The sequence below is a fragment of the Pseudomonas sp. SLBN-26 genome, assembly GCF_006715895.1.
In the GTDB taxonomy this organism is placed as follows: domain Bacteria; phylum Pseudomonadota; class Gammaproteobacteria; order Pseudomonadales; family Pseudomonadaceae; genus Metapseudomonas; species Metapseudomonas otitidis.
Genome location: NZ_VFOB01000001.1, coordinates 764671 through 777598, shown reverse-complemented (window position 1 = coordinate 777598; position 12928 = coordinate 764671). Strand labels below are relative to the sequence as shown.

General features: G+C 68.5%; 12 protein-coding genes. 4 read left to right on the top strand and 8 right to left on the bottom strand.

Translation table 11 applies throughout. The features are described 5' to 3' along the window. Positions 1–10: 10 nt before the first annotated feature. Positions 11–712 carry a DsbA family protein gene (locus FBY21_RS03740; protein WP_142008718.1) on the bottom strand — a complete coding sequence of 234 codons (702 nt, stop codon included), beginning with the start codon at positions 710–712 and terminating at the stop codon, positions 11–13. Between the two features lie 232 nt (positions 713–944). On the opposite strand from FBY21_RS03740, the gene FBY21_RS03735 reads away from it, so the two are divergent. Next, positions 945–1499: a hypothetical protein gene (locus FBY21_RS03735; RefSeq protein WP_044399465.1), complete on the top strand. Its 555-nt coding sequence runs from the start codon at positions 945–947 to the stop codon at positions 1497–1499. A 69-nt stretch (positions 1500–1568) separates the two neighbouring features. Here FBY21_RS03735 and FBY21_RS03730 read toward each other — a convergent pair whose 3' ends face one another. The 4 genes from FBY21_RS03730 to FBY21_RS03715 form a co-directional block, all read right to left on the bottom strand. Further along, positions 1569–1877 carry a DUF2892 domain-containing protein gene (locus FBY21_RS03730; RefSeq protein WP_044399468.1) on the bottom strand — a complete coding sequence of 103 codons (309 nt, stop codon included), beginning with the start codon at positions 1875–1877 and terminating at the stop codon, positions 1569–1571. Positions 1878–2008: 131 nt separating this feature from the next. Next, positions 2009–2260: a hypothetical protein gene (locus FBY21_RS03725; protein WP_044399471.1), complete on the bottom strand. Its 252-nt coding sequence runs from the start codon at positions 2258–2260 to the stop codon at positions 2009–2011. Positions 2261–2411: 151 nt separating this feature from the next. Further along, on the bottom strand, positions 2412–4490 hold the full coding sequence (locus FBY21_RS03720; RefSeq protein ID WP_409563786.1) for an LTA synthase family protein: 2079 nt from the start codon (positions 4488–4490) through the stop codon (positions 2412–2414). A gap of 249 nt (positions 4491–4739) precedes the next feature. Then, the gene (locus FBY21_RS03715) at positions 4740–5447 is read right to left on the bottom strand and encodes a biotin/lipoate A/B protein ligase family protein (protein WP_142008714.1); all 708 of its coding nucleotides are present in this window, start codon (positions 5445–5447) and stop codon (positions 4740–4742) included. Positions 5448–5687: 240 nt separating this feature from the next. Between FBY21_RS03715 and FBY21_RS03710 the strand changes: the two genes are divergently transcribed. From FBY21_RS03710 to FBY21_RS03700, 3 genes are read left to right on the top strand one after another with little or no spacing between them, the layout of a single operon-like run. Next, positions 5688–6866, top strand: a complete 1179-nt coding sequence (locus tag FBY21_RS03710; protein ID WP_142008712.1) for a CBS domain-containing protein — start codon at positions 5688–5690, stop codon at positions 6864–6866. A 60-nt stretch (positions 6867–6926) separates the two neighbouring features. After that, positions 6927–7883, top strand: a complete 957-nt coding sequence (locus FBY21_RS03705) for a LysR substrate-binding domain-containing protein (protein ID WP_142008710.1) — start codon at positions 6927–6929, stop codon at positions 7881–7883. Then, positions 7876–8763, top strand: a complete 888-nt coding sequence (locus FBY21_RS03700) for a LysR substrate-binding domain-containing protein (protein WP_142008708.1) — start codon at positions 7876–7878, stop codon at positions 8761–8763. Before FBY21_RS03705 ends, FBY21_RS03700 begins: the two co-directional genes overlap by 8 nt. A 64-nt stretch (positions 8764–8827) precedes the next feature. On the opposite strand, the gene FBY21_RS03695 is transcribed toward FBY21_RS03700, so the two are convergent. From FBY21_RS03695 to FBY21_RS03685, 3 genes are all read right to left on the bottom strand, one after another. Next, positions 8828–10177, bottom strand: a complete 1350-nt coding sequence (locus tag FBY21_RS03695) for an MFS transporter (RefSeq protein ID WP_069565620.1) — start codon at positions 10175–10177, stop codon at positions 8828–8830. A gap of 282 nt (positions 10178–10459) precedes the next feature. Further along, complete coding sequence (locus tag FBY21_RS03690) at positions 10460–11893, bottom strand: NAD-dependent succinate-semialdehyde dehydrogenase (protein ID WP_142008706.1); 1434 nt, start codon at positions 11891–11893, stop codon at positions 10460–10462. Beyond that, positions 11890–12924 (bottom strand): aldo/keto reductase, encoded by a 1035-nt coding sequence (locus FBY21_RS03685; RefSeq protein WP_142008704.1) that lies wholly within the window; start codon positions 12922–12924, stop codon positions 11890–11892. Before FBY21_RS03685 ends, FBY21_RS03690 begins: the two co-directional genes overlap by 4 nt. Positions 12925–12928: the final 4 nt, after the last annotated feature.

Here is a 12928-nt window from a genome sequence, read left to right as displayed (position 1 = left end):
CGTTCGCCCCTCACACGCAACCGTCGAGCCCGCAGCTCGGGCCATCCACCGCCTCGGCGACCGAGGCAGCACCCTGCGCCTGGAGACGCTGGGCCAGCCACGCACGCCACTGGGCCGGCTGGCCGAGGAAGGCCGAGGCGTCCACCCGCTCGAAGCGACCGTCCACTTCCAGCAGGAAGGACGGGAACCCGCTCAACCCATGGCGCGCCATCTGGCGACGGGCTTCGCTGATGTGCCCGGCCACGTCATGGGCCAGCGCCTGATCGAGGGCGCTGCGAAACGCTTCCGGCTCCAGGCCGAGTTCAGCCGCCAGGGCCACCAGCACCGTCGCCTCGGCAATGCGTCGTCCCTCGCCGTAGTGGGCCACTTGCAGCAGCGCGAGCATGTCCAGGCCCTTGCCGGCCAGGGTGTCCGCCGCCAGCACGGCAGCGATGGCCGGCAGCGAGTCGAACACCGCCTCCGGGTCCCGCAGCAGCCCGTCCAGGTAGGCGTCGCCGAATACCTGGCCGGTCATCTGGGCGATGCGGCGGTCATGGGGCAGCACATGGCCTCGCCATTGCTCGCCGCCGCGCTGGCGGGCCGGGCCGGCGAGCATGCCGCCGCCGTGGGCGCGCACCGGCAGCACCGCACGGGCAGCCGCCACCAGGGGCGCGGCGCCGTAGCACCAGCCGCAGAACGGGTCATGAAAGTAATGCAGGGTGGCAGTGGCCATGGGCACCTCCGAGATCGGGAAAGACGGCCTTCTGGCCGGGGTGCGCCACTGTATTGGCTCTGCTTCGGTAGATAAAACCCGAAAGGATCAAATGATTGTTGCAACTACCGCGCAGATGCAGCCTATGCCCCCGGTATCGACGAGGCTGTCACAGCGCGTGCACCTGGCTGTCATGTGGCCGTCACAGGACTCGGGCAGATTCGCGTCTCACCATTATCGGGGAGGAACCGCAATGCCCAACACCAAGACCTTCATCCGCAGCTTCAGCCTGGCCCTGGTGGCCGCGGCGCTCGGCGCCTGCGCCACCCAGCCGGCCGCGCCGGCCAAGGTGGAGGCCCTGAACAACGAGGACTGGTACCAGATCCGTACCGAGAAGGAACTGTTCGTCTTCGACGACTACGCCACCTACCGCAACTACGTCGCCAACGGTGCCGCCCCCGTGCGCAAGGACACCGGCAAGCAGGACGGTTTCGGTCGCGAGATCATCCTGGTGCTCAAGGCCGAGGACCAGGGCAAGGAAGCCAAGACCAGCGCCCAGCGTTTCCTGGATGTCAGCCTGCCGCCGGCCCAGCCCTTCTACGGCGAGCTGCGCGACGAAGACGGCATCATCTACGTGTTCAGCCGCTACGGCGACATGATGGACATGTACAAGATCGGCGAGCCCACCTTCAGCTACGTCGACATCGGCGGCGGCCCCGATGGCCAGCGCGTGGTGTACGTGCTGATCAAGGAAGAGCCCAAGCCCGAGAAGCTGATCGCCCAGTTCCGCCGCAACTACGGCAAGTAAGCACCCATCAGAGGTGTAACGGCAGCGCCCTGGCGCTGCCGTTTTCGTTTCCGGCCCTGGAGGCCGCCATCACCCTTTCGCTTGTGCCTTCTCCCAGGCTGCCAGCTTGCCGGCGGCTTCCTCGATGCGAGCCCGCAGTGCCTCCAGCTCTGAATGGCGCTCGGCGATCACCCGCTTGACCGGGCAGTGACCGCTCAGGCCCCGCGCCAGCACCACGGAGCCCAGGGCGGCGCGCAACCAGCCTGCCGGCCCGCCCCGGTGCACGCCGGAACCCAGCATGGCCACGCCGGTGCCGATGCAGAACATCCGCTCCCAGCCCTGCACGTTGCCGGCATCAGGGGTGGCGGTATCACGGGATTGCGGCTCGAAAGCGACCATGGTCGATCCTCCTGGCCCGGGCAAAGTCATGCCGGGCGGTTGTCCAGACAGGCAGCACCGGCGAATCCGGCGCCCTCCTTCTCAACGACCGCCCGAAGCCCGTTCCGGTTCAGGCAACGGGACGAAGCGCCTCAGCCGAGGCGCATGCCCTGGTCCAGGCTGCGGTCCACCAGCCAGCGGCCGTGGGCGATGGATGCGCGGCGGGCGTTGTCCTCCTCGGCCAGGAAGGCGGCATCGGCGGGGAGCGGAATGCGTCGGGTGCGGTGGCCGTCCGGCGCGGTGATGTGCACCCCGCCGGCCCAGGGGGTGGGAATGCCGGGGTGCTCGATCAGATGAGCGGTGATCACATGGTCACGGTAGGTGCAGTGGTTGCTGGCGTTCATGGCGCGGCCTCCTCTGGGGCGGAAGGCCCGGTGGAGCCTTCCCGGTGGGTCCGGCGCCGGGTGGACGCCGGACCTTCACCTTAGGCCCGCCCGCGCGCTGAACGCGCGGCAACCGACGAAGCGCACGGGCAGGTCGTTTGGCAACGGCCGGCTAGCGCTTCGGGTCCTCCAGGCCGGCGGTATCGCCCTGCAGGCTCTTGGTGGCCACTTGCAGGAAGGCTTCCAGGCGCTCGCTCAGGGCCTTGATCGCTGCCGGGTCCTCGATGCGGCCGGTACTCTGGCCTTCGCTGTTGAGCTGATAGCGGAACAGCTGCGGCTCGCCACCACGGGGCTGCATCAGCACGCGGTCACCGCTGACGATGGCCACGGTCTGGTCGCTGCCAGAGGGTTTGATCACGCCGAAGCCCTTGTCTTCCGGCGCCAGGCTGAGCAGGTCGCGGCCCCAGCACTGGTGGCGGGTCTCGCCCCCCAGGCGGCCCATGATGGTGGGCACGATGTCGATCTGGCTGCCCACCACGTCGGTGCGCGCGCCGAATTTCTCCTGGATGCCGGGGCCGATCAGCAGCAGCGGCACGTTGAAGCGGTACAGGTCGATATCGGTGAGCTGCTCGGGCGCGCCGAAACCATGGTCGCCCACCACCACGAACAGGGTGTCCTTGTAGTACGGCGACTGCTTGGCCTTCTCGAAGAACTGCCCCAGGGCCCAGTCGGAGTAACGCATGGCCGTCAGGTGCTCGTCATTGGAGCCGAAGCCGGTCACAGCCGGTACCGGCAGCGGGTTGGGCAGCGCATAGGGCGTGTGGTTGGAGAGGGTCTGCAGCAACGCGTAGAAGGGCTTCTTGCCGTAGTTGTCACGCAGCTCCTGGGCGGCGCGGTCGAACATGTCCTGGTCGGAGGCGCCCCAGGTGGGGTCGAACACCACCGGGTTGACGAAGTCATTGCGCCCGATGAAGTTGCGCATGCCCTGGTTGCCGAAGAACCCCATCTGGTTGTCCCAGCCGAAATCACCGTTGTAGACGTACAGGTCGTCGTACTGGCGGGCGCTCAGCAGCTGCGGCAGGCCGGTGAACTTGTGGGTCCCCTCCTGCTGCTCCATCAGGTACTCGTAGCCCGGCAGGTTGGGGAAGCAGGCCATGGTGGCGAACATGCCCTGGTGGGTGTGGGTGCCGTTGGAGAAGAAGCGGGTGAACAGCAGCCCTTCCTTGCTCAGGCGGTCGAAGTTCGGGGTTATGTCGCCCTTGCCACCCAGCGCGCCGACATAGTGGCCGGCGAAGCTCTCCATCAGGATCACCACCACGTTGCGGATCGGCAGGGTGCGCTCGGCCTCGGGCGTCAGCACACGGCGCACGGCAGCGGTAGCCGGGTCCACCAGGCGGTCCTGCGGGGTCAGCAGCATCTCGCGCACCACCGAGAGCGCCTGCTCATCCGGCAGGGTGGCCTTCCAGACGTTCTCGTTGGTCTCGGAGAAACGCGCCTGGGCGGCGTTGACCAGCATCAGCGTGCCGTTCAGGCCCAACTGGTTGGCGAAGGCCGAATCCGTGGTATTGGCATCCCCCCAGCGCAGCGGCGGGCCCTGGCGCAGGGTGCCACGGGCGGCGACCACGGCCAGCACCAGGCACAGGCCGAACACGCCGACACGCACGTACCAGGGCGCTACCCGGCTGCGTCCGCCCAGACTGGGCGAGGCCTCAAGCGCGGCACCGGCGGGCCGGGTGGCGCGATCCAGGCGCTTGAACAGCCTGAACAGCAGCCAGGTCACCAAGGCCCACGCCAACAGATAACGCACCACCGGGAAACCGTACCAGAGCATGCTCATTACGGTCTTCGGGTCCTGGCTCATGTACTGGAACACCAGGCTGTTCAGGCGCTGGTGGAACTCGCGGTAGAAGTCCAGTTCGAGGATGCCGAAGAACAGCGTCAGGCTGGCGAACACCGTCAGCCAGGCCAGGTGCAGCCGGCGCAGCGACATGGCCGTGACGAAGGGGATGGACAGCAGCAGCGGCGCCAGGGCGTAGATGGTCAGGCGCAGGTCGAAACGGAAGCCGTTGATGAAGGCCTCGACGAAGGTCGAGGCCGGGGTGCTGCCGATCAGTTCGCGGTTGTAGATCAGCAAGGCCCCGCGCAGCAGCGTATAGAGAACCAGGAAGACCAGGCCGGAATAGACGGTGAAGGCCAGGTGACTGCGCAGCGTGGGGCGATACGGCCCGATCGGGCTACGGCTTGAGCTCATGGGGGCGGTGTCCATCCATCGAGAGAATGCGAACGGGCCCGGCGGGTTGGGTGAAGGCGTCACGCGCAGCGGCTGGCAGGAACCCATGCGGCGCCGTCCTGGCGGTTGTAGCGGATGCTCCGAGCGGGTCCGGCACAGCGGCGGCGGGTGCGGCGCCTTCAGGCAGCCTGCAGTGCGGGCACTGGGGAGCGGCGATGATAGTGCCTACCCGGTGGGGGCTGGGAAGGCCCTGAAGCAACTTTTTTCACATCAGGCTTCCGGCAGGGCAACTCCGCCTTCCGCCAGCGTCCGCCGCATACCGGGCAACAAGGTCGACAGGGCATCCCAGGGACGCTCCAGCTGTTCGGCCAACCCCACGTGGCTCGCGGCCTCGCAGCGATCCGGCAGGCCACACCCCGCATAGAAGGCATTGACCACCGCCACCATCGCTTCACGCTCGTCCTCCACCAGCATCGCCCCGTGCACCAGCACCACGTGGCGCCCGTCCTGGCTGCGGCGGCGCCAGCGCTGGGCCGTGCCCACCAGCTTGCGCGGGCCCAGCCGCACGTTGTAGCGCCCATCGCAGAAGGCCCCGGGCACCTCGCCGATACCCGGCTCCAGCCCCTGCCCCGCCAGCCAGTCACACAAGGGCCGACACAGGCGCAGGTAGGCGGTCTCGATCCGGGTCAGCTCGCTCTCCCCGGTCGGCACCGCATAGGCCAGGGCGATGTTCAGCACGCCAGGTGACTGCGGCACCGGCTCGCCGCCGGTATCCCGCAGCGAGACCGCCCAGTCCAGCGCCTCGCAGCGCGCCCGCGCCGCCTCGAAGCCGGGCAGGCGGCTCATGCGCACGGGCATCACCAGGGCACGGCCCAACGGCCGCCAGAGCAGTACGCCCGCGTCCCGTTCCCCTCGGTGTACCTGCTCCAGCAGCGCACGCTCCGCTGCCAACCCCGCCTCCACGTCAAGCCGCCGCATCACGCCCCTCCTCTACCTGGTTCGCATCGCATGCTACGCCGCCACGGCTCGCCTTGCCGGGCATTTGAATTCAAAAAAATTGCACTCAAGCTGCAATAACATTCATTGGCAGCGATGGATCACGCCCCCGTAGGATGCGCCCCGTTCGCCTCGTCGCGCTCCGACGAGGCCACCGATCCCGCGCACGCAGTGGGACTTCCCTGGGGGCCGCTCCGGCCCCCTTTTTTTGCGAGACTCGTCATGCCCCCGGAAAGTCGCTGGCGCCGCTGGTCCAGGCGCCTCGCCCCCGTCCCCCGTACCGCACCGCCCACCGAATGGCTGCGCGCCTCCCTTGGCGCCTGCGTCGGCCTGGCCCTGTGCTGCCTGGTCACCAGCCACCTGTTCAGCCTCGACGTCACCCTGCGCCTGGCCGCGCCCCTGGGCGCCAGCTCGCTGCTGCTGTTCGCCGTCTCCAGCAGCCCCCTGGCCCAGCCCTGGTCGGTGCTGCTCGGCAACCTGGTGGCTGCCCTGGTGGGCACCGCCTGCGGCCTGTGGATCGACCACACGGTGCTGGCCGCCACCCTGAGCATGGCCTTCACCGTCCTGGCCATGTACAGCCTGCGCTGCCTGCACCCGCCGGGCACCGCCCTGGCGGTGGCCGTGGCCCTGGGCGGCCCGGCATTCGAAGCCCTGGGCTTCGGCGTGGCCTGGCCGGTGCTGATGGGCTCGGCGGTGCTGATCATCAGCGCCCTGGCCTACAACCGCCTGACCCGCGGCGCCCTGGTCAACGCCCCGGCGCAACCGCGCAACGACAGCCACCTCACGGACGACCCGCTGCCCAGCGAGCGGGCCGGCTTCGCCGAAGCCGACCTCGACCAGGCCCTGGCGGACTTCGGCGAGTTCGTCGACATCACCCGCGATGACCTCGAACGCCTGCTGCGCCAGACCGAACGGGTCGCCCTGCGGCGCGGCATGGGCCGGGTCACGGCCGAACACATCATGTCCCGCGACCTGCGCACCCTGTCCCCCGACGCGAGCCTCGCCGACGCCTGGAAGCTGTTCCGGCAGCACCGCATCAAGCTGCTGCCGGTGCTGGACGCCGACGGCACCCTGGTGGGCGTGGTCACCCCCACCGACCTGCTGCACCACGGCCATCGCGACCCATCCGTCTCGCTGCTCGCCCGCCTGCGCCCGCAGCAGGTACGCGTGCGCCAGCTGATGACGCGGGAGGTGCGCAGCGTGCGCCCCGACACCGACATCGGCGCCCTGGTCTCCCTGCTCTCCGACCAGGGCCTGCACGGCCTGCCCGTGCAGGACGAACAAGGCCGACTGGTGGGCCTGGTGACCCAGAGCGACCTCATCGGCGGGCTCTACCGGCACTGGTTGAAGGATGCGGCCCCGGCGCCGCTCGGCACCCCCGCCCTGCAACGCGCGGTGTGATGCGGACCGGCCCCGACCTGGCATATGCTCCGGGGCCTTTCCCTGAAGGCGGGCCTGGTCATGAAGCGCAGACTCCCTCCACTGAATGCCCTGAAGGCATTCGAAACCGCCGGTCACACCGGCAGCTTCACCCGCGCGGCCGAGCTGCTGAACGTCACCCAGAGTGCCGTCAGCCGGCAGGTGCGCCAGCTTGAAGAGCAGATGGGCGAGACCCTGCTCATCCGCCGCCACCACCACCTGGAGCTGACCCGCGCCGGACGCAAGCTGCTGGATGCCCTGAACCAGTCGTTCGACCGCATCGAGGTAGCCGTTCGCGCCATCCAGCAGAAGAGCCACCTCAACCGATTGCGCATCAACGCGCCGCCCACCTTCACCCGCCGCTGGCTCCTGCCACGCCTCGGACGCCTGCGGGCGCAGCACCCGGAGCTGGAGCTGAGCATCACCACCCGCCTGCAGGACAGCCTGGCCGAAACCGGCACCCTGGACTGCGCCATCCGCTTCGGCGATGGCGAGTGGGCGCAACTGGAAGCCACCCTGCTGATGCAGGAGCGGCACATCGCCGTCTGTGCACCGAACCTCCTGGCCAGGCTGGGCAACCAGAACGGCGTCCCGGACCTCAACGGCATGCCCCTGCTGCATGTGCTGGCCAGCGAAGAACGGCGCTACCAGACCTGGCAGCACTGGCTGGACGCCGCCGGTATCCGGGGCGTGGATACCCGCGAGGGCTACGAATTCGACCTGCTGGACCTGGCCATCGGCGCCGCGCTCGATGGCCTCGGCATCACCATCGCCGACTGGCACATGGTCCAGCGGGAGCTGGCCTCCGGCCAATTGACGCAACTGCTCAACGTGCACGTCGAGGGCCATCAGTCCTACTGGCTGGTGACCCGCCCCGAGCTGAGCGACTCCCCAGCCCTGCAGGTGTTCCGGACCTGGCTGCAACAGGAACTCTGGCTCTCGGCCCGTCACCTGGAACCCTCGCAGGCCGCCAGCGAGGGGGAGCCCCAGCATGCGTGAACTGCCTTCGCTGAATGCCCTGAGGGTCTTCGAGGAAGTCGCCCGCCACCGCAGCTTCGGCCGCGCCGCGAACGCCCTGAATGTCACCCAGGGCGCCGTGAGCCGGCAGATCCGGCAACTGGAGGACTACCTGGGCGTGGGCCTGTTCACCCGCTCCCCCCAGGGCCTGACCCTGACCTCGGCCGGCGCAGCCCTGGTGCCCGGGTTGACCGAAGCCTTCGACCGCATGCAGAAGGCGCTGGCGGAGGTGCGCGCGCCCAACCTGCGCCAGCGCCTGCGCATCCACGCGCCCCCCACCTACGCCACCCGCTGGCTCTCGCCCCGGCTGAAGGGGTTCACCCGGCGCTACCCGCACATCGCCCTGAACGTACGCAACGACGCGGGCCCCGACAGCCAGAGCGAGATCGACTGCCGCATCCGCTTCGGCCAGGCGCCGGCAGCGGGCTGGCAGAGTCACCTGCTGGTGCTGGAGCGTCACCTGGCGGTGGCCGCCCCGGAACTGTTCGAGCACGGCAGGCCGCCAGCGCTGGGCGAGCACCCGCTGCTGCACATCCTCCACGAGGGCAAGCACCTGCAGGTCTGGGAGAACTGGCTGGAGGCCACGGGTTGCGACACTGTCGACCCCAGCCAGGGGCTGGAATTCAGCACCCTCGACCAGGTGATCCATGCCGCGCTGGCCGGCGGCGGGCTGGCGGTCATCGACCGGCAGATGATCGAGCACGAGCTGGCCACTGGGCAGTTGCTGCCCATCAGCCCGGTGGAGGTGGAAGGCCCCTACGGCTACTGGCTGGACGTGCCCGCGAGCAGCCAGGGGCTGTCCAAGGTGAGCGTGTTCTGCGAGTGGATCGAGGCACAGAGCGCCACCCACGCCCCGGGCTGAAGCCCGGGCTACGGTATGGACCGGTTCCGTAGCCCGGCCTTCACGGGGGCTCGGCTGAAGGCCGCTATGCGGTCTTTGCCACACGCCCGAGCGTGCCGCCCTCCTCGTCCGGCGCACCGGCCTCCGCCAGCGACAGGGCCTTGGTTTCCGGCGCCCAGGCCATGGACACCAGGGCACCGAACACCAGCACCCCGGCCAGCAGCGCCATGGTGGCGTTGAGACCGATGCCCGCCACGCTCACCGGCAACAGGAAAGTGCTGATGGCCGAGCCCAGGCGGCTGGCCGCCGTGGCCAGGCCGACACCGCTGGCGCGCACCTCGGTGGGGAAGCTTTCCGCCGGGAACACCCCCACCAGGTTGCTGACTGCCGACAACACCAGGGTGAACAGCCCGAACAGCAGCACCAGCGCCCAGGCCATGCTGCCGGGCAGGACCGCCAGCAGGAGCAGCGTCAGGGCCAGGAGCCAGAACGAGCCGATGAGGAAGCCGCGCCGGGAGAACTTCAGCGTGCAGCCGATGCCCGCCACGGCACCCAGCACCAGCAGGGCGTTGAGCATCATCTCGGTGCCCATGCCCTCGGCCAGCCCCATCTTCGCCAGGATGGTCGGCAGGAAGGTGTAGATGGCGAAGTACGGCATCACGATGCAGATGAAGAACAGGCAGTTGAAGGCCGTGCGGGTACGGTACTCGCGGCTGAACAGCACCGCGTAGCCGCTGCGGTTGCGCTGGGGACGCTCGTCGTCCAGCACCACGTTGGCCCCGATGTGCTTGCGCACGATGGCCCGCGCCTCTTCCACCCGGCCGCGGTTCACCAGCCAGCGAGGCGACTCCGGGGTGCCGATGCGGGCGATGAGGATGATGGCCGCCGGAATCGCCGAGGACGCCAGCATCCAGCGCCAGGCGTCATCCCCCAGGCTCAGCATGGCGGTACCGATGAAGGTGGCGGCGACATAGCCGAAGGTCCAGATCACGCTGAACGACCCCAGCAGCACGCCGCGATGCTTCCTCGGCGCGAACTCCGCCAGCAGGGTATGCCCGACGCTGTAGTCGCCGCCCAGGCCGATGCCGATCAGCACCCGCAGGAGGAACAGCTGCAACGCCGTCTCGGCATGGAACTGCAGCACCGAGGCCAGGGTGATCAGCACGAAACTGACGACGAAGATCTTCTGCCGGCCGACGTAATCGGAGATCCAGCCGAAGAACAGGCTGCCGAGGAACAGGCCGATCAGTGCCGAGGCGCCGATCAGCCCCTGCCAGAACGGGTCGAGCTGCATCTGCGGGCTGATCAGGGTGAAGGCGATGCCGATCAGCCCGAGGATGTAGCCGTCGGTGAAGTGCGCGCCGAAGGTGAGACCGGCGATACGGAGGTGGAAGCGCCCGAGGGGCGCGTCGTCCAGCTTGATGGTGTGTGACATGGTGAGCTCCCGTTTCTTGTTGTTCTCGCCTGGGCGAGTGGTGGGGATGCAAGGGAGGCCGGAGCCTCCCGATGGGCTGGGCCAGCAGGCCGTTGAAAGACGTAGGCGAGACAGCCGATGCAAGGCGCAACGACCAACGGGAGTAACAGCCGAAGGCTGGCCCGAAGGGCGCACATCAGTGCGTCAAATGGCCGAAAAAGCGCAGTTTACGTGCGGTAAATGAGCATTTTTAGGCTGTTTTCAACGCCGCAGCGGCAACGCAGTTAGTTTTTCAACTGCCTGCTAGAGGCCGCCCATGAGCAGGTACTTAATCTCCAGGTAATCCTCGATGCCGTACTTCGAGCCTTCCCGCCCGAGGCCGGAGGCCTTGATGCCGCCGAAGGGCGCCACCTCGGTGGAGATGATCCCCTCGTTGATGCCGACCATCCCGGCCTCCAACCCTTCGGCCACGCGCCAGACCCGGCCGATGTCGCGGCTGTAGAAGTAGGCGGAAAGGCCGTAGGGGCTGTCGTTGGCCTGGGCCAGCACCTCGGCCTCGTCCTTGAAGCGGAAGCAGGCCGCCACCGGGCCGAAGGTTTCCTCGCGGGCGATGAGCATCTGCGGGGTCGCCTCGGCCAGCACGGTCGGTTCGAAGAAGGTGCCGCCCAGGGCATGGCGACGACCGCCGCACAGCAACCGGGCACCCTTCTCCAGCGCATCGCCCAGGTGCTGCTCGACCTTGGCCAGGGCCGCCTCGTTGATCAGCGGGCCCTGGTCGCTCTCGCCCTCCAGCGCGGCCCCCACGCGCAGGGCGCGCACGGCATCGGCCAGCTTGGCGGTGAAGGCCTCGTAGACCCCTTCCTGGATGTAGAAGCGGTTGACGCAGACGCAGGTCTGCCCGGTGTTGCGGAACTTGGAGGCCATGGCCCCGCGCACCGCCGCGTCCAGGTCGGCGTCGTCGAAGACGATGAAAGGCGCGTTGCCACCCAGCTCCAGGGAGACCTTCTTCAGGGTGTCGGCCGCCTGGCGCATCAGCAGCTTGCCGGTGGCGGTGGAGCCGGTGAACGACAGCTTGCGCACCACCGGTGAAGCCTGCAGCGCGCTGCCGATGGCCGGGGCGTCGCCGGACACGATGTTGAACACCCCGGCGGGAATCCCCGCCTCTTCCGCCAGTACCGCCAGCGCAAAGGCCGACAGCGGCGTCTCTTCGGACGGCTTGAGGATCAGCGTGCAGCCGGCTGCCAGGGCCGGGCCGACCTTGCGGGTGACCATTGCCAGGGGGAAGTTCCAGGGCGTGATGGCGGCGACCACGCCGATGGGCTCCTTGGTGACGACGATGCGGGCATCCGTCTTGTGGCTGGGGATGACATCGCCATAGACGCGCCTGGCCTCCTCGGCGAACCACTCAAGGAAGCTCGCCGCATAGACCACCTCGCCCATCGCCTCGGCCAGGGGCTTGCCCTGCTCGCGGCTGAGCAGCTCCGCCAGCTCGCGCTGGTGGGCCAGCATCAGCTCGGCCCAGCGCCGCAGCGGCTGGCTGCGGGCCTTGGCGGTCAGCCCGCGCCAGGCCGGCAGCGCCCGTTGGGCGGCGGCGATGGCCTGGTCGGTTTCCACCACCCCGGCCTTCGCCACCTCGGCGATCAGCGTGCCGTCCGCCGGGTTGCGTACCGGGTAGCGCGGGCCGTCTTCCAACCAGCAGCCGTCGATGTAGTGTCCCTTGCGCAGCAGCCGGCTCATGCGGTGGCCTCCTTGAGGGTGAAGGCCGCTCCGGCCGGGCGCGGAACACGCAGGATGCGCTTTCCGGCGGTGTAGTCGTTGATCAGGTCGCAGGGCGTGTAGTTGCGCTCCAGCTCGTGCAGCTCGTCTGCATCCAGGCGCGTTTCCAGGGCCGCCAGGGCGCTGTCGAACTGCTCGGTGGAGTCCGCCCCTACCAGCATGCAATCCACCCCCGGGTGGTTGAGGACCCAGGCCTGGGCGACCTGGGCGTTGGACACGCCACGCCGCCGCGCCACCCGCTGCACCGAACGGGCGATCTCGAAGGAGGCTTCATCGGCGTACATCTGCTGGGTGAAGAAGTCGGTCTGGTTGCGGGTGGACTGCGCATCGCCGGTCAGCAGGCCACGGGCCAGCGGGCTGAACACCGAGACGCCCAGGCCCTGGTCGCGGCAGAACGGGATCATCTCCCGCTCTTCCTCGCGGTAGGCGCAGTTGAGCTGCAGCTGCATGTTGATGGGCCTGACCCAGCCATTGCGCTCGCAGGCCATGAGGATCTTCGCCAGTTGGCCGGTGAGCATGGTGGACACGCCGATGTAGCGCGCCTTGCCGGCTTTGACGATGTCGTGCAGGGCTTCCATCGTCTCTTCCACGGGGGTGTTCACGTCGAAGAAATGCAGCATGTAGAGGTCGACGTGATCCATGCCCAGGCGCGTCAGGGAGGCGTCGATGCTGTCCATGATGTGCTTGCGCGAATGGCCGCTGGCGTTCACGCCCTCGCGGGTGCCGTAGCCCACCTTGGTGGTGACCACGATGTCCTCGCGACGCACCAGGCGCTTGAGGATGCGCCCCACCACCTCCTCGCCGACACCGGCGGAATAGAAGTCCGCCAGGTCGATGAAGTTCACCCCCCTGTCCAGGGCGTGGCGGACGATCGGCTCGCTCTGGCGCTCATCGAAGATCCAGGGTTTCCACTGCGGCGTGCCCATGTTCATGGTGCCGAGGCAGAGCTTGGACACCTGCAGGCCGGACTGGCCGAGACGGACGTACTGCATGGCG